Raw genomic sequence first — 16,464 nt, forward strand, 5'->3', positions numbered from 1 at the left:
TTCATCCCCTACATACCTTTATGCGCGTCAGAACACTGTCCCGTGAGGTTCAATGAGCGTATGCGAATTTAACCGAGCGGTAATGTTTATTCTTATTAGTTCGTTCTTGTTACTTCGTTCTTATTATTTTCCTACAAACGGATCGCGACGATTCCTAAATACGGGATTTAAGCCGCTCCGTTTATGGGAATCGCTGTCTCTGGTGCTTGCTCCTCTAGCGGGTAGAATAACGGAAGATAGAGCTTCTTTGTGTTACCTGCCCACGGAATCTTCTTCGTAATGAGTAGCCCTTCGATCTCAAGTATCTGGCACAGCGGTTTAATTCGATCGCTATGAATACCGGTATCCTCGCGAATCTGTTTTACGGTAGGGAACGCCCACATATAGAAATCATTCGACTCTGTACCGTTCACATACGAGTGAAGGTAAAGAAGAAGGAATATAGCGTCGCGGGCGTCATTCTTCTTATATTTATCGCCGAGCTCTTTCAGATGAACGCGGAACAACGAATGCAACGACGGGGAGTACCCGCCGTGTTCGCTCTCCAGTACCTTCGCCTTCTGCCTAACCGCTAATTGCGCGAGTTCTCCGAGACTACTCATGAGCTCGCCGCCTCCTCTCTCCAATAAGTCCGCCGAAACTCCTCGTATGTCAGCGGCTCAAGCGGTTCGTATACGAGTTTGTTCGCAATACGATCCGACTTCGTAACCCTTAGCAACCCGTAACGGCGCAGGACCTCCGTATGTTGCCGTATTTTATGCGCGGACATGCCCGTTTCCGCCGTTATATCCGCCTGCCTGAGCCATGCCATGCCATACATTGCGTGGTCCGCCTTGTTCTGACGCCAGGATAACAAGTACCCGTATAAGCCCACCGTTTCCAAGGTAAACCCGTCGAGTAACGGGTACCTCCGGAAAAGGATGTTTGGAATGCGCGCAAATCCGTCATTGTGTACGTCGTTAGTCATTGCGATGCTCCTTTCGTTACTAAGATTGAAATCGCACGTTCAGCCTTTCTTATTGCGTTTTCTGTATGAGCCGTAACTGTCTCAAACTCACTTTGAATGCGACAAGCAATGTCGTTACCATCAGGAACATTTCCTTCTCGATAGATCGATATTTGTTGTTGAAGTTGGTCATAAACTTGTTTTAATGATCGAGAACAACGTAAGTGTCCAGCTTTTAAGCCTCGCGGAGCCGATAGTTCCTCACACTCCTGTAAGGCCATTTGCATTTTTCTGTTCTCCCGGTCAACTAGCATCTGGAATGTAGCAAATGATACTCCATCTTCCCAAACCAGTTCATGCGTTTTGAATAATAGATCTAATGCATTAGTAAATTTGCCTGTTTGCTCTACTACTTTTGTTGCATAGGTAAGGTTCATCATAATAAATCGCTCCCTTTTCGTTTTGGTTTTATGTGAAGCGGAATGTTCCGCGGAAACCCTATACTCCTTTGTTGCCGGCCGATTGCATTTCGCACAATTACGGTCCTACTTGATTTGACGACTCTTATTCACGTTTCGCACACTTTCGCCTATTATTTTATCTACAGCGAAATGCGAATCCGCACAGTCAGTCGGAAATTTCGTTATACTTATATTGACAACTACCGATCGTCCTTCGAACACTTTACGGAAAATTTCTCTATGCCGTATTAACTCCGCTCACCTCCAATTTCGGGTATACTCTACTAATGCCGGCGGATTCAATTCTCGGGCGTCTTATACTGTTATAGTGCCGACCGATTGTGATCTCGGGTGTATTCCGAAAAATCCTTCTATATTTTATAAGGACATTATTTTGACTAGTTGGGGCACGTTTTTCACAAATATGTGTCTAATTTGTGACGTCGCTTTTATCTGCGGCCTCCCCAACATACTGCTTAGAAAAAATCCCTATACTTAATAAAGGCACATTTTCTCCACCAAAGTGGGACATTCCCTCCAAAACTTTTTACTCAAAAACGAAACTCTTTCTTTTACCTTGCGTATTACTTGGTATAACAACGGAAAAGAGCGCGCCTATGCGATAGCCAATCGCCGCTCTCTCCGTCATTGAAGAGCGTAAGTTCCCGCTTACACTCGATATATGTGAACGCGCTGCCTGAACGAAGGTTGCCGCCTTCGTGCCGCGGAATATTCAAAGGAAGGCCGGAATAGTTGGCGCTAGACCGGCGAAATGTACCGAGCAATTGGCGTTACTCAGTGTAAAGTATCCGCATATCGATCCGTTAGTTGGCGCTAACGGTACGGATAGTAAAACGAAATTAGGCGATTGCTTCAACGGTTAAAGGAATTTTCGATACAATGAATCCGAGATCGGCCGCTTGTTCCAACGTGACATATTCTGTGTTCGCGATGGATCGGCGGTCTATTTTGGTTAGGATGCGGAAGAATGCGCCAGGTAACACAACGATCTGCTGGCGTCGGCGGTTGCTGTTAGGATGGAATGATTCGTCAATAAGCGTAACAATGAAATTACCAGTGCGATGATCGCGTACATAACCAATTTCGACTACTGTCGTTTGTTCCATGAATGCCTCCTCAACGTTTTAAGCCCGCGCGGCTATTAGTTTGGTTATATCACCGTTACAATACGTTGTTACATGATACTTGCGGAAGTTCCGCGACCGTCCGGACATAGTCCGTAGGTTTCGTCTGAGCTCCGCGCACAGACTCGTCAGGCGGTTATATCGTTTGAAACTCGAACAGTCCCGTCATATCATCGAGTACATCGCGCGCCAACCAATCCAGCGCTGATACATTACGCAGCTTCTCAATAATTCTCGCTACAATTAACTCCGGATCGCCATCGACGTTCTGTGCGAGGTGAATGCCGCATGTGGCCGTATCCTCGACGTAGTAGCGCGTGAGGTGGCCGAGTCTGATCGGAATGACGCGGACTAAGAAAATGGTGCAATGCGAGAGATAAATCGCAGTGTTGCTGTTTACGAGCCAGGCCGGAGTTAAAGCGTGGTCCTCCGCCTTCTCTTCCCATACGTGTAGGATGAACACTTTAGCCAGCGTGCTCATGCCACGATCTCCTTCGTTATCACCAGAATGCAATAAAGTGCGCGCAGGAGTTTGACGAACCGGCGGGCGAATTTGCTCGTTTCAATGTTGTTAGATGTATTTTTAGTATTATTAATAGTGAGTTGCATATTATGTATCCCCTTTTCGAATGAATTTTAAGAAGCTCAGAACGACGATGTTGCGAAAGTTGAAACCGTTTGATACTATAATACGTATAAGTTGTTAACGAGTTATCTTGTCAACTAGTTTACTTGATTACTAATATACACCCCGATTGTAACGTTGTCAACTAGTTTACTACATTATTTTGGAGGAATTTTTGTGGCTATTCGGTTCTCACTGGATAAGATAATGAAAGAACGCGGGCTCGAGCAAAAAGACATTGTTCATATCACGGGCATAAACCGTAACACCGTAAAGGCTCTAGCTTTAAATGCTAACGCGCGGATCGACTTCCCAACGCTGAATACATTATGTGCAAAGCTTGGCGTACTGCCTGGCGATCTGATCGAATACATACCGGATGAAAACGAAGAGGGCCGCTAATCATACGTGGCTCTTTTTTGCGTGGTTTTACCGTGAAATCAGCGTGTTTAGGCTTCGGTAAGGCGAACGTACCTGCACGGGCTGGATGTGGGGATTATACGGTGATTCGACGTAGAAAACGAGAAAGAACCGCTAACCCTGCTTGCGGGCTGCGGTCTTGTTTGGCAAAAACGCTGTTTTAGCACTTAATGTCTTGGGTACTCCCCAAGCACGTCCATTTCTTCTGCAAAAGCATCAACATAGTCATATTCTTGAGAAAATAAGAATTCATTATACTCATCCTCGATTTCATTAGCTGTTATGTACTCAACATCAAAATCATCTTTTAAAGTTCTAAACAATAAGTTCCGATACTTCACTACCCCGTCCAATCCTGCATTTATTAAATCATTATTAATATCATCATGAATTGTTTGTATCTCGGATTTACTTTTTGAGAAATCAGAATAATTTTTACTAATGAAGTAAATTTCATCATCCGGTAGTATGTCCACGTATTTTTTTATGTTTAGCAAGGTCTCTACAATAAGGGCATCTTGGGATGAATCCTTATTCGTATGAAGAGGTGCCTTCTTGAATAACTTCCTTTTCTGTACACTAGCAATTAAATCATTGTCTGTTTTAATAATTGTCCCCATGTCAAATAAACTACTTACATTAATGTTTAGTCCCTTAATGTAATTTTCTTTATTATTATCTAGTCGAACCTTGTATTCTCTCAAGCTTTTCACAGTTTCTTTGACAGTGTTTTTGTACTTGGGTAGCTCATGTTCTGTATTAATCCAATAGCTTTCTTCCATTAGGTTAATCATATTTCTAACATTGATATCAATATTACATACTAAATTATTGATGTTTCTTTGGGTTTCTATAACAACAATTTCAGGCACTATCAAACGGGCGGTGCCCCATTTTAATAGACTATCTAATCTTGAAATAGTTTCAGGCGGACTTAATTTTGTTCTGGAAAAAAGCATGTCAAGATAGATGTTAGTGTCTAGTAATAAATACTTCATGGTACTCCCCCTATTTATCCTGAATATTTAAACGTACAGACTCCGCGCATTACGCTCATTTCCGTAAACTCCGCTACCAACGAGCTCCGCGCCAATAAATATAACGATGGGTGTCCGGTCCATTCGCGCGGTATAAAGTTGGATATCGGAGGTCAGCGGACGCATATATAGACGTAGTCCTTTCGTTGTGGGCTACGTATATACTTCGCCAAATTGGCGCAAATTTCCTGCTAAAAGTGCTGTAGTGTAAGTCCTTGTTACATCATCGGCCGAGCCTTCAGTTAGTTCGTTTTCTTCTTGATTTTTAGATATTCCGTTGTTCTATCATCCATATGATCTTCTATCAGTTTGTGGATTTTTTCTGAGATATCTATGTATTTACTAACTCGTTCTTTCATTCTATTCTCGCCGTCTCTTCGAAAATAGAGATCAAATTCCTTAACAAACAGTCTTGCACCTGACAGATTTTTCATATTCACGTCAAGTACAGCAAATGAATCTACATCTAGTGATTTTATAAGATCAGATATTTTATCCTGAACTATATCCATAAAATCAACTATGTAATCTAACTGCATTGCCAACGTGTCAGAAATATTTACTTTATAAGAACCATCCTCGAGCTCTTCGCCGCACTCAAAAATTTCTACATTTTTAATAAATGATGTATTGTTAACAATATAATACAGAACACTGATGTCCTGGTAGTACTTATCTACTTTTCTATCCTCTCGTTGTGATGTGATCGTCATTTTGACACCCAAATAAGTTATTATACCTCCTATAATTGAGCCCGCGAAGGCTAACAAATCCCAACCATATTTTTGAAATGCCAAAACAGTAACTCCTAAGTAAGAAAATAAAAGTATTAGTACGCAGGAAACTGAAGCTCCTAAGAAGCAGTAAATTAAGTAATTCTTAACTTTCTTCATATTGATAGCCAACTTTCATTCTGAGTTTTATAGTTCATCTTACTATACTAAAGGGTTAGAATTTGGTAAATAGATAGCTTCTCGTTCATTGCTCTGATCTATCGAACAGAAAGGAGCGCCGCAATGACAACGAATGAACTAACACTCTCATCCGACCTCCCAACGCTAACCGCAGAGATCAACGCGTACAAACGCGTGGCAGGCGAAGCTATATTCGAAATCGGTAAGCGTCTCAAATCGGTACGCGACGCGAAGATTGATGCGGAAACGGCGGACGAACGCAGGCTTGCACAACAGCGCGAGGATGCAGGCGGCTGGATACGTTGGCTCGAAGGGCACGTTGAATTTAAGCGGTCACAGGCGCACATGTTCATTGAGGCGTTCTCGACACTCGGACCTGACGTTTGCACGTTCAAACATGCAGGGCTCCGAGCACTCTACGAAATTGCAACGCTACCACCCGAAGAACGAACGCGAGGCCACACGCTCAGTTCCGGCGCTACAAAGACACCAGACAGCATGACCGTGCGTGAGCTACGCGAAGTCAAAGCCGCACTCAAGGCGGAACGAGAGGCGCGAGAGTACGCCGAAGCACGCGCACAGAAAGCGGAGGATGATTACGATGTTATCCGCGATACGCTTGACGCACCATTTAGAGCTCAGGTTCAATGTGAACCCGACGTTCGAATGAGGTGAGTACGCGTGGGAAATACGTGTTGTATACATGCACTGAAATCGTGCGACATCACATGTTTTGACAACAATCGATGTGACACTTCTTCGCGGTTGTGGATTGCAGAAATAATTATATAGTTCCTTTTCCACATATTTGGTAGTATAAAAGAAAAGCTTATTAGGAGGATGTTAGATGAAAAGAAAACTACTTGTTTCTTCAATAATTGGCGCGTCATTGTTTGCGTCATTTACCATGGGGGCATTCGCGGCATCAAAAACAATGCTTTTAATTAACGGCCAAAAATCTGATATTTCCATTAAGGTCATTGATGGAACAAGTTATGTCCCATTAAAAGAAATTTCAAAAGTATTTAATGCTGGTGTTACATATAATAGCAGTAATAATAGCATTAATCTCACCTCATCTGATATCAGTATCCCTACCACAAATACTCAAAAGCAAACTACGACATCACTTACAGATGCAAAAAGCATCGAAAAATATCTTCATGAAACTTATGGAGTGAAGTCTCCACTTAAAACATCACTTACCGACATAAAATTTAGTTTTAGCGTTACAGAAAACAAATCTAAATTTGAAGCATATGACTTTCTTATTAACTTTCATTATGATGTGAAAAGTGTAGACCAACTCATCTTTGATAACCAAAATTCAATCGATTCTAACTCAGTGCTCAAAGCAACAAAAACAGAAAGTCAAATCAAACAATTCATTGAAGAATTTGCGAAGAACCTTGCTGTTAAGTTACCTACAAAGAAAATTAAAGGCATTACTGACGGGAGCTACTATAAATACCCAACTCTAAAGGTTGAACCCATAGGGTACGTTAAAAATGTATGGGTTACTTATGAATTTAAAGACCCTACTTCTTACTTTGCTGATTATAACAGCCCTTTAGCAGAATACGGCGATACTAAGGTTTCTCCGTTCAAGTGGGCACCGATCAAATAAACGAAGAAAAGGCGCAGCCTCAACGGAATCTCTCCCGCGAGAACTGCGCCCTCTTTTTATTCTTCGTCTTCCTCCACGCTAATCTTCGTTAACCTCTTCCTCTTCGGTTCCTCGTCCGCGATTTTATTTAGCGGTGAAGTTTTCGCGTGTTCAACCTTCAAGTCATCGTTAATCAGCGCGACGTATCGCTTAGTCATTTCCATCGTCGTATGACCGAGTGTCTTTTGTACCGCGAAGGTAGATGAGCCATTACGGATTGATTCTAGCGCGTAGATATGCCGCAGATCATAAGGCCGGATGTGAACGCCGATCTTCTTACTGTGACGCTCAAGTCTATCGCCCCATACGTGACGGTTCAGCTTGTTTCCTTCATTCGTGCAGAATATCGGAACCTTATCCGCCCAACTCAGCGGCCGCACGCGTATTAGCCTGCTTATCGCCTTGATTGTCGCGTCTGATATCGGTAGATCACGGGAGCGCCGCGTCTTCGCCGTTAACGCCGTTACGTGAATCTCGCGAGCTTTGGGACGAAAGTTGCTCGGAACTAGCGCCAGGGCTTCCGATGGACGAATACCGGTATCCAGCGTCAATAAGATCAGCGCGTAATCACGTAGGCCGACGAACGTTGATTGATCGGGAACCGTTAGTAGTTCGCGGAGAACTTCGATATCAACGCTGACCCGGCGGCCTTCTTCGTAGCGCTTTTTAAGCTTAGCGATAGGATTTTCTCTAACATAGTTGTTCTCTACGCACCAGTTCAGGAATGAGCGCAAATATACAAGGCGGCTATTATACGTTGCCGGTGCGATATCAGGCTGCGCGAGATGTTCGTATAGCATCGTTTTTAGATTATACGGAGAGTTCCACGCGTCAGGGAACCGCGACATAAAGAGATTCACGCTCTGCCGATAGTCCTTGATCGTTTGTTTACTTAACCCTTGGACGCGTTTCCAGTTCAGAAACTCCGTTAAACATTCTTCCCAGGTTCGAATTTTCAGGCGGTCCTCAAATCGTTTTCTCATCTGCCTACTCGATTCTTAATGAACTTACTTGATGGTGAAAACTGGTCGTGACTGCGCCGGACATCCTCAGTATCCATCTGAATATAGCGTCTCATTGTTCGGATATCTGACCATCCGCCCATCTTCTGTATGGTAAAAGGATCAGCTCCGTTTACGACCATAGCTCTTGCCCATGTATGCCTATATACGTGCGCGGTCATCTTCTTCCCTTCAACGCCAGCCTTCTCACCGTGATACTTCAACCTCTTATTAAATTGATTCGCGGATATCGGATCACCGAAGCACGAAAGAAATATCCGATCTGTAGTAAAGTGTTGTCTGTTCTCATCAATAAGCTGCAGAAGTAACTTCGCCACTGCTGCAGAGAACGGTACCATGCGCGGCTTACGGTTTTTATTAGCTTCACCGGACAACGTAATGAACCGCGTCTGAAAGTCGATATCACCGATACGTAGACCGAGCATTTCAGATACGCGGCAACCACTATCGAGCATCAGCATAATGCCGACATAATCGCGGAATCCCACGAAGTCCCTTCGGTTCGGTTGCGCTAATATTGCGGTAATCTCATCATCCGTCAGACAGTTCGTTAAATCTACGTCTTGGCGCAGTAGCTTTACTTTACTCACTGGATTCACTTCGATTAACTCGTCGCGCTCAAGCTGGTTGAAGATCGCCTTTAACGTTCGAATACGAATATTAACGGTCGTGTCCGATAACCCGACGCGCTGACCCTCCGACGGTATATGCTTATGTCCTTCGTAACGTACGCGATCGTACTTCATATACGAAATATGGTCGCGGATAATGCCGATGTCGATGTGTTCAATAAGCGTAATTTCCGGATGAAACTCGTGCAGCCAAGTAACGAAATAGCCGTAATGCTTTGCGTAATCATTAAGCGTCCTTTCGCGTAGTCCCTCCACCTTTTTTGCGCTGATTACGAAATCAAGCGCCTGCTCTAATGTAAGTTCCGGGTACAACCGTACATCTCGCGCACCAACTGGAGCACGCCGTTCTCGCTTCTTTAACGCCATAACAAAAAGACCTCCATAACGTTATTAGTACGAGACTAATACGCCATAGAGGCCGTGATCCTCAACCCTGAAATGCCCTTTCAAGGGTTGTTAACGTTCATCATTCGGGGTTGTTAACCTACCGAAATACCTGCGCAATCCGCAATCCCCACCGTTCAGGCTACCGTCATAGGCTTGCGTCCGTCACCCGGAGTTAAACACGCTCAAACCCGTGCCAGATTAACAATCCTTATCCGGTACACCCGCTTCTTCTCTCGTACGGAACGATGAACCGCAGCCGCATGTGGCTACTGCGTTCGGGTTATGAATGGTGAAGCCGCCAGACATGCCGGATTCTTCAAAGTCAATTTCAAGTCCATTCAAATATTTCACATTTTCTTTCTCCACAACAACCTTCATGTCATGAATGTCCATATATATATCCTCATCGGACTCTTTATCGTCAAAGCCCATGGCGTACGAAAATCCGGTACAACCGCCCGGTGCTACGCCAAGACGCAGGAACATTCCGGGTGTCTCTTGCTGTGCAAGCATCTCTTTCAATCGGTCAGCAGCCGTTTCGCTAATGTTAATCATGCCAGGTCACTCTCCTTTTCATCGACTCTTCCCTTTAAATTATACTCCACCCCGTCAAGGGGCTCAAGTCATGTTTGCCCGTTTCCGCGTTCACCCTGAACTCCTTTTTCTTCCCAGTGTATTGAACCCCCGGGACGCGAGGTTTATAATGGATAGGTGGTCACTCTGAAAATGTCAATATTTTGCCATGACTTATTCGGATGATGGTCATATATAGAGTTGTAATTTTTTTCACATTTCGAGACTGTACTGCAGTCCCCAATGCATAGAGAGTCGCCAGACTCATTTTGGAAAAATGAAACTTTCGCATGCAGCACAAGCTGCACCGGGTAATAAGAGTTAGTCTTTTATAAAGAAGGCGGCAGTTGACCGCATCTTTGCTATGTAGTTCTGCTTAGAAGCCCTACACATCACAACTCGAATTCCGGTAAAGAACAGGAGGAAACAGCATGTCTACATTGGTAACACCGTTCACAGACAAAAGAATGGCTGAAATCGTTGAGAAAGTGCAGAACGGCGTAAGGCTGAGCGTAGAAGACGGCGTCTATCTGTACCAAACAGATGATCTGCTGACTTTGGGCCAGCTGGCCAATGAGGCCAATCTGCGGAAGAATGGCAAGAAAGTTTATTTTATCGAGAACATGAGCCTTTATTTCACCAACGTATGCGAAGCTCGCTGCGCGTTTTGTAATTTCCGCAAAGACCAGGGTGAGGAAGGCTCTTATACGTTATCCGGTCCTGAGATGATCGATTACGTGGAACAGCATATTCATCCGGGTGTGCGTGAATTCCACATTGTCGGTGGACATAACAACCATGTTCCTTTTCAATATTATGTCGATTCCCTGCGTGCTTTAAACGAAAAATATCCGGATGTTACGCTGAAGGCGTACACTGCTGCAGAGATTGATTTCTTCACCCGCATCAGCGGCCTGAGCATTAAGGAAGTGCTGCAAGAGCTGCAAAAGGCTGGTCTGAAGTCCCTGACGGGCGGCGGCGCAGAGATTCTGTCAGATGAATATCGTAAAAAAATGCGTGTAGATAAAGCGAACGTAGATCGCTATCTCGAAGTTCACCGTACTGCTCATAATCTGGGCATGCGTACACATACTACGATGCTTTATGGCTCCATCGAGTCCTACGAGGATCGTGTAAACCATATGGCGCAGATTCGTGAATTACAAGATGAAACCAACGGATTTATGGTGTTCATTCCGCTGTCCATGCAGCCAAAAAGCAAATCTGCAAGCATTATGCGCCGTAACTCTGCGTATGAGGATCTCAAAACGATTGCAATCAGCCGCCTGATGCTGGATAACATTCAGCACGTGAAGGCTTACTTCATTAATATTGGTCCGCAGCTGACACAAGTAGCGCTGAGTTTTGGTGCATCTGACGTGCATGGTACCATTGTACGCGAGAAAATAAGCCATGCTGCTGGCGCACTGACACCGGAAGGGCTGACACGCAAAGAGCTGATCTGGCTCGTCAAAGGAGCAGGTCGTATTCCTGTTGAACGGGATACGTTCTACAATGAAATCCAGGTTTACGAATAGTTCTGTTCCCTCACAACAATAATAATCTGAAACAATAATTACAACAGCAAAGGCATCACTCATCCAGGAACGAAACCTTCTTTAATCAGGGGCACGTTTTATACAGAGTGGTGCTTAACTGTGGTCTCATATCTCAAATTTTCAATTTCTCAATCTTAACTATTTATTTTTTTAAAACTAAACAACACACAGAGCAGCTATGTCAATGCATAGCTGTTCTGCAGGTTACAGCCCCAACGCTTGGGACTGATGCAGAAAGGAAGCCGAGTCATGAAAAATTTCGTCATTCTTGGAGGCGGCTATGGCGGCCTCACCATCATCAAGGAACTTCTGGAAGGTAAAATCCCTGCAGACACACAGATTATTCTGGTGGACCGCAGCCCATTCCAGGGGTTGAAGACCGAATACTACGCACTCGCAGCAGGAACCGTATCGGATTACGATCTGCGCATCCATTTCCCGGTCAATGAGAAAGTCACCCACCGCTTCGGTGAAGTAACTGCCATTAACCTGGAGCAGCGTCAGATTGAATTTGAAGGTCAGGAGCCGCTTGAATATGACAAGCTTGTGATTGGACTCGGATGTACGGATCGTTTTCACAACACCCCCGGCGCCGAGGAATATAGCTGTACCATTCAAAGCTTCAGCAAAACACGCGAGACCTATCTTCGTCTTAACGAAGTCAAAGCTTATGGCCATGTCCACATCGTGGGCGGCGGTCTAAGCGGAGTGGAGATGGCTGCCGAGCTCCGTGAAAGCAGACCCGACCTGAATATCACCATTCTGGATCGTGGTGAGCGGGTACTCTCTGCCTTCCCTCAACGTCTCTCCTCTTATGTTCATGAGTGGTTCGGTGAGCATCAGGTGGAAGCGCGTGGACATATCGCCATCTCCCGGGTTGAACCTAACGCCATTTATAACCGCGACGAACAAATTCAGACAGATGCCGTTGTATGGACGGCGGGTATCCAGCCGGTGAAGGTGGTTCAGGACCTCAATGTAACCAAGGACCCACAGGGTCGTGTCGTGTTAAACGAATATTATCAAATTCCGGAGTATACCGACGTGTATGTTGTAGGTGACTGTGCTAGTGTACCTTATGCACCAAGTGGTCAGGCTGCGGAGGTTCAGGGTGAGCAAATCGCTCATATTCAGCATGCGCTTTGGAAAGGCGAAAAGCCCAATCCGCAGCCGCTCAAGCTTCGCGGCACATTAGGCGCACTCGGCAAGAAGGCTGGATTTGGGCTAATGGGCAAAACGTCCATGATGGGACGTGTGCCTCGTATTTTGAAAAGCGGTGTGCTCTGGATGTCCAAGCGCCATCTCGGTTAATTAATCAAGATCGAGCTCATCCCATGCATCCGCTTCGGCGATTTTGGCAAGAATGGCGCTGTATAGATCCTCCACTTTGTCCGTGGTCACCACTTCACCATTAACCAAGGCAAAAGGGGTCATATAACATTGACCGCAATTGGTCAGACAGCCATATTCGATGACGTCATAGTCCGGATTTTCATCCAGTTGATCCATGACTTCATCTGTGCCAAAATGCATATTGTTAGCGCAAAATTCAATAATTGGTCTCATTTCATTCACCTGCTTTGTTTGACCATTTTAATTTGTGGTCGTTTGTAATATACTATAAGGAGGAAAGGAGTTGAACAATATGAGCGAAAACGCACAAAGCACCATGTATGATGAGGTATCTGATGTGCTTGATAAACTTCGTCCGTTCCTGCAGCGCGATGGCGGTGACGTGGAACTGGTCGACGTGGAGGACGGCATCATTAAGCTGAAACTGGTCGGTGCCTGCGGCAGCTGCCCAAGCTCCACCATTACATTAAAAGCCGGGATTGAACGCGCCCTTCTTGAAGAAGTTGAGGGTGTACAAGAAGTCGTACAAGTATTCTAATCAATCCTTCACGAAATAAACCTCAGAGAGCCTTTCGCTTCGTAAGAAGCGGAGGGCTCTTTTTTTGGTACCCTTTTATATTGTTGGCCTGATCGGATCAAGCCCTCCAGACACATCCATAATGTTACCTGTAATAAAATCCGAATGATCCAGGCACAGATACGTAATCACTCTTGCTATATCTTCTCCGCTGCCGGGGCGCCCTCTTGGCGTTTCCTTATCAGGTATGTTCACAATGTCATCAATGGTTTTCTCTTTATTTGCACCACGAATATCTCCAGGACATACCATGTTCACCGTAATCCCGTAAGGCGCTTCTTCCACGGCGAGTGTCTTTGTAAACGAAACCAGCCCCACCTTCGCAGCAGCATATACGGCACGATGAGGCCACGACCTCGCTTCACCGGCATGACTGAAGCCAAAATGAATAATCCGCCCCCACTGCTTGCGGCGCATTTTCGGCAGGACGAGCTGATCCAGAATCATCGGTCCCAGCAGGTTTCCCTGCACTAACATCTGCACCTCTGCCTCGGAATAGTCCGCAAACACCCGGCGCTCACGTACGAATGGCCCCGCGTTATTTACTAAAATATCGATATGCCCCAGCTGCGCTTCCACGGCAGCTACAAGCGCATGAATCTCTTCAGCTTTGGATATGTCTGCCTGTACAGCAATACAACGCACGCCTTTGGCAATAATCTGAGCCTGAAGCGCTTCAGCCTCTGATCGGCTGTGGACATAATTGAGGGCAATATGGCATCCTTGATCTGCCAGACTAAGTGCTGTCATTTTCCCAAGGCCTTTGGCACTTCCCGTTATGAGGGCAATCTTTCCCTTCACGTTCATCCCCCTCTTCAAAGAGCAGTCACTCATCCAGTATAAAAGATTTATGCTTCCCTCACAACTTGCCTGCTCTTCACAATCTGTTCCAGTTTCAAAAATGCGTATATCAGGGACCATGTCCTTATTTCTAATTACAATCATGAATTGAATATCAGGACTTTTGTAGGAAAATAAACCCTTAACATCCATAAATACCTTGATCAAATGTAAATTGCTGTGGTACCCTCGATAAGTCATTATTATCTTATGATGATAACGACATAATACAATCAACATGTACATGCCTGCATTACATGTGTTGAAAGGAATCAAAGTAATGAACAAGAAATGGCTGCACCTCGTATTCTCTCTGCTTCTTATTGTCACATGGCAATTCACATCATGCGTGAAGGTATTTGCGGCTAGTGACAGCTCCACCACCACAGATTATGAATGGAAGGATGGACCTGCAACCGTATCGCTCGATGATAAAGCTACATTAAAGGTAGCGGAAGATCTGATGTTTCTGGATGCAGACAATACCAAGCGATTTATGGAGGACTCTGAATCTTTCCCTAACGGAAGTGAGATTGGAAGTCTATACGGTGCTGGTGAACAATCCAATTGGTATGTCATTTTTGAGTATAATCATACAGGACATATTGATGATAGTGACAAAAACGATCTGGATGCCAATGAACTGCTGGAGAGCTACAAACGCGGCACAGAAGAGCAAAACAAAAAAACGAGTGCTGATAATCAGTTGAACGTTGTCGGTTGGGATATCGAGCCTGCCTATGATAACAGCAAGCATCAATTGCGATATTCATTAGCATTAGAGGATGCACAGCAGGAAGCACTTGTGAATTACAACGTAAATGTATTGACACGTGAAGGATATATTGGCGTTATTCTTGTCTCGGACAGTGCTAACTTTGAACAAAATCGCAAGCAATTTGAAGAACATGTGCTGAATAATCTTACGGTTAACAGCGGCTATACATACGGTGAATTTGATGCTTCTCTGGATAAAAAATCGGAGCTTGGCCTTACCGGCCTTATTTTGGGTGGAGCCGGGGTTGCCGTTGCCAAAAAGGTTGGTCTGCTGCTCCTGCTCAAAAAAGGCTGGATTTTCATCGTTGCAGCCCTCGCTGGTGCGTTCGGATGGCTGCGCCGTAAACTTACTGGCCGAAAAGATGCAGCCGCCGCATCACCAACGGAATCGTCAGAGGCTCCCGCGCTCTCCCCTGCGGAAGAAGCGTATCAGCAGCATGCTGCGGGACAGGAGTCTTTATCGTCTGCAGAAGATGACGATAAAGACAAAAGATTATCGTAGGCTGCTTTAGTTAGCCTTCCCTTAGTCCTTTGCTCATAAGGCTCTATGATGCTCATCTAAAGAAAGCCCCGTACATTTCAAAATAAGAAATGTGCGGGGCTTTTAATTTAAACTATTCCTTTATGACCTTAAATAACATATTTCTTTATCACCTTAAAACGCAGGTTCAACTGCACCTTGGTAACGTTCTTTGATGAATTTTTTCACTTCTTCGGAGTGAAGAGCTTCAGCCAGCTTTTTGATGGCATCTGCGTCTTTATTATCCTCACGGGATACCAGAATGTTGGCATATGGATTGCCTTGCAGGTCTTCAATCAGCAGTGCATCTTTAGCCGGATTAAGATTAGCTTCCAGTGCATAGTTTGAATTGATGAACACCAGATCAGCTTCATCCAGCTGACGAGGCATCATCGCGGCATCGAGCTCAATAATATCCAGATTTTTCGGATTCGCTGTAATGTCCTGTTTCGTGGAAGTAATGTTGGTATTGTCTTTGAGTGTAATCAGACCTTTCTTCGCCAGCAGCAGGAGTGCACGTCCGCCATTGGAAGGGTCATTAGGAATCGCTACTTTTGCGCCGTCTTTCAGTTCATCCAGCGATTTAATCTTTTTGGAGTAACCACCAAAAGGTTCTACATGAACCGGCGTTACAGCAACCAGGTGGAAGCCGCGCTCTTTATTTTGCACATCAAGGTAAGGCTGATGCTGGAAGAAGTTCGCATCCAGTTTGCCATCCTCCAGCTGCTGGTTTGGCTGTACATAGTCATTGAATGTAACAACCTGCAAGCGGATGCCCTCCGCTTCAAGCACAGGTTTGATGCTTTCCAGGATTTCAGCATGAGGTGTAGGAGAAGCCCCGACTTTCAATTCAACGGTACGCGGAGCGCCCGCTGAATTATCCGCACCGCTGTCCGATTTCTTGTTGTTTCCGCAAGCTGCAAGCACTGCGATTAACATCAAGCTGAGTAGAACAATAGACCATTTTTTCATCTGTAAAACCCCTTCGCCTTATATTTTTTCATCTATGT

The 16,464-nt window shown here is 44.9% G+C and carries 20 protein-coding genes; 7 read left to right on the forward strand and 13 right to left on the reverse strand.

Annotated elements, in window-relative coordinates; genetic code table 11:
- Positions 1 to 167: 167 nt before the first annotated feature.
- From ACQSGY_RS14320 to ACQSGY_RS14340, 5 genes are all read right to left on the reverse strand, one after another.
- The gene (locus tag ACQSGY_RS14320; protein WP_427052379.1) at positions 168 to 602 is read right to left on the reverse strand and encodes a hypothetical protein; all 435 of its coding nucleotides are present in this window, start codon (positions 600 to 602) and stop codon (positions 168 to 170) included.
- Positions 599 to 967: a hypothetical protein gene (locus ACQSGY_RS14325; protein ID WP_427052380.1), complete on the reverse strand. Its 369-nt coding sequence runs from the start codon at positions 965 to 967 to the stop codon at positions 599 to 601. Before ACQSGY_RS14325 ends, ACQSGY_RS14320 begins: the two co-directional genes overlap by 4 nt.
- Positions 964 to 1,386 carry a hypothetical protein gene (locus tag ACQSGY_RS14330; RefSeq protein WP_427052381.1) on the reverse strand — a complete coding sequence of 141 codons (423 nt, stop codon included), beginning with the start codon at positions 1,384 to 1,386 and terminating at the stop codon, positions 964 to 966. The genes ACQSGY_RS14325 and ACQSGY_RS14330 overlap by 4 nt, the downstream gene beginning before the upstream one ends.
- Before the next feature lie 881 nt (positions 1,387 to 2,267).
- Complete coding sequence (locus ACQSGY_RS14335) at positions 2,268 to 2,534, reverse strand: hypothetical protein (RefSeq protein WP_427052382.1); 267 nt, start codon at positions 2,532 to 2,534, stop codon at positions 2,268 to 2,270.
- Positions 2,535 to 2,688: 154 nt separating this feature from the next.
- Positions 2,689 to 3,033, reverse strand: coding sequence for a hypothetical protein (locus tag ACQSGY_RS14340; protein WP_427052383.1), 345 nt, complete (start codon positions 3,031 to 3,033; stop codon positions 2,689 to 2,691).
- A gap of 321 nt (positions 3,034 to 3,354) precedes the next feature.
- Between ACQSGY_RS14340 and ACQSGY_RS14345 the strand changes: the two genes are divergently transcribed.
- Positions 3,355 to 3,579 carry a helix-turn-helix domain-containing protein gene (locus ACQSGY_RS14345; RefSeq protein ID WP_427052384.1) on the forward strand — a complete coding sequence of 75 codons (225 nt, stop codon included), beginning with the start codon at positions 3,355 to 3,357 and terminating at the stop codon, positions 3,577 to 3,579.
- A 185-nt stretch (positions 3,580 to 3,764) separates the two neighbouring features.
- Here the strand turns inward: ACQSGY_RS14345 and ACQSGY_RS14350 are convergent, their stop codons facing one another.
- The gene (locus ACQSGY_RS14350; protein ID WP_427052385.1) at positions 3,765 to 4,595 is read right to left on the reverse strand and encodes a PIN domain-containing protein; all 831 of its coding nucleotides are present in this window, start codon (positions 4,593 to 4,595) and stop codon (positions 3,765 to 3,767) included.
- A 281-nt stretch (positions 4,596 to 4,876) separates the two neighbouring features.
- Positions 4,877 to 5,431 carry a hypothetical protein gene (locus ACQSGY_RS14355; protein WP_427052386.1) on the reverse strand — a complete coding sequence of 185 codons (555 nt, stop codon included), beginning with the start codon at positions 5,429 to 5,431 and terminating at the stop codon, positions 4,877 to 4,879.
- Positions 5,432 to 5,650: 219 nt separating this feature from the next.
- Here ACQSGY_RS14355 and ACQSGY_RS14360 point away from each other — a divergent pair, with 219 nt between their 5' ends.
- Entirely contained in the window at positions 5,651 to 6,223 is a 573-nt protein-coding gene (locus ACQSGY_RS14360; RefSeq protein ID WP_427052387.1) for a DUF3102 domain-containing protein, read from the forward strand.
- Between the two features lie 172 nt (positions 6,224 to 6,395).
- Positions 6,396 to 7,175, forward strand: coding sequence for a hypothetical protein (locus ACQSGY_RS14365; protein WP_427052388.1), 780 nt, complete (start codon positions 6,396 to 6,398; stop codon positions 7,173 to 7,175).
- 56 nt (positions 7,176 to 7,231) lie between these two features.
- On the opposite strand, the gene ACQSGY_RS14370 is transcribed toward ACQSGY_RS14365, so the two are convergent.
- From ACQSGY_RS14370 to ACQSGY_RS14380, 3 genes are all read right to left on the reverse strand, one after another.
- On the reverse strand, positions 7,232 to 8,197 hold the full coding sequence (locus tag ACQSGY_RS14370; RefSeq protein WP_427052389.1) for a tyrosine-type recombinase/integrase: 966 nt from the start codon (positions 8,195 to 8,197) through the stop codon (positions 7,232 to 7,234).
- On the reverse strand, positions 8,194 to 9,234 hold the full coding sequence (locus ACQSGY_RS14375) for a tyrosine-type recombinase/integrase (RefSeq protein ID WP_427052390.1): 1,041 nt from the start codon (positions 9,232 to 9,234) through the stop codon (positions 8,194 to 8,196). The genes ACQSGY_RS14370 and ACQSGY_RS14375 overlap by 4 nt, the downstream gene beginning before the upstream one ends.
- Before the next feature lie 219 nt (positions 9,235 to 9,453).
- Complete coding sequence (locus ACQSGY_RS14380; protein WP_123064700.1) at positions 9,454 to 9,810, reverse strand: HesB/IscA family protein; 357 nt, start codon at positions 9,808 to 9,810, stop codon at positions 9,454 to 9,456.
- Between the two features lie 449 nt (positions 9,811 to 10,259).
- Between ACQSGY_RS14380 and mqnE the strand changes: the two genes are divergently transcribed.
- Positions 10,260 to 11,366, forward strand: coding sequence for an aminofutalosine synthase MqnE (gene mqnE, locus ACQSGY_RS14385; protein WP_111269507.1), 1,107 nt, complete (start codon positions 10,260 to 10,262; stop codon positions 11,364 to 11,366).
- Positions 11,367 to 11,636: 270 nt separating this feature from the next.
- Positions 11,637 to 12,698: an NAD(P)/FAD-dependent oxidoreductase gene (locus ACQSGY_RS14390; protein ID WP_426333369.1), complete on the forward strand. Its 1,062-nt coding sequence runs from the start codon at positions 11,637 to 11,639 to the stop codon at positions 12,696 to 12,698.
- Here ACQSGY_RS14390 and ACQSGY_RS14395 read toward each other — a convergent pair whose 3' ends face one another.
- Positions 12,699 to 12,953, reverse strand: a complete 255-nt coding sequence (locus ACQSGY_RS14395) for a YuzB family protein (protein WP_216518189.1) — start codon at positions 12,951 to 12,953, stop codon at positions 12,699 to 12,701.
- Between the two features lie 79 nt (positions 12,954 to 13,032).
- Between ACQSGY_RS14395 and ACQSGY_RS14400 the strand changes: the two genes are divergently transcribed.
- Positions 13,033 to 13,278: a NifU family protein gene (locus tag ACQSGY_RS14400; RefSeq protein WP_053783253.1), complete on the forward strand. Its 246-nt coding sequence runs from the start codon at positions 13,033 to 13,035 to the stop codon at positions 13,276 to 13,278.
- A 75-nt stretch (positions 13,279 to 13,353) separates the two neighbouring features.
- Here ACQSGY_RS14400 and ACQSGY_RS14405 read toward each other — a convergent pair whose 3' ends face one another.
- Entirely contained in the window at positions 13,354 to 14,118 is a 765-nt protein-coding gene (locus ACQSGY_RS14405) for an SDR family oxidoreductase (protein ID WP_427052391.1), read from the reverse strand.
- Positions 14,119 to 14,437: 319 nt separating this feature from the next.
- On the opposite strand from ACQSGY_RS14405, the gene ACQSGY_RS14410 reads away from it, so the two are divergent.
- Positions 14,438 to 15,436, forward strand: coding sequence for a DUF2167 domain-containing protein (locus ACQSGY_RS14410; RefSeq protein WP_427052392.1), 999 nt, complete (start codon positions 14,438 to 14,440; stop codon positions 15,434 to 15,436).
- Between the two features lie 153 nt (positions 15,437 to 15,589).
- On the opposite strand, the gene ACQSGY_RS14415 is transcribed toward ACQSGY_RS14410, so the two are convergent.
- The gene (locus tag ACQSGY_RS14415) at positions 15,590 to 16,426 is read right to left on the reverse strand and encodes a MetQ/NlpA family ABC transporter substrate-binding protein (RefSeq protein ID WP_427052393.1); all 837 of its coding nucleotides are present in this window, start codon (positions 16,424 to 16,426) and stop codon (positions 15,590 to 15,592) included.
- Positions 16,427 to 16,464: the final 38 nt, after the last annotated feature.

The sequence above is a fragment of the Paenibacillus sp. TC-CSREp1 genome, from assembly GCF_050171015.1.
Lineage (GTDB): Bacteria > Bacillota > Bacilli > Paenibacillales > Paenibacillaceae > Paenibacillus > Paenibacillus silvae.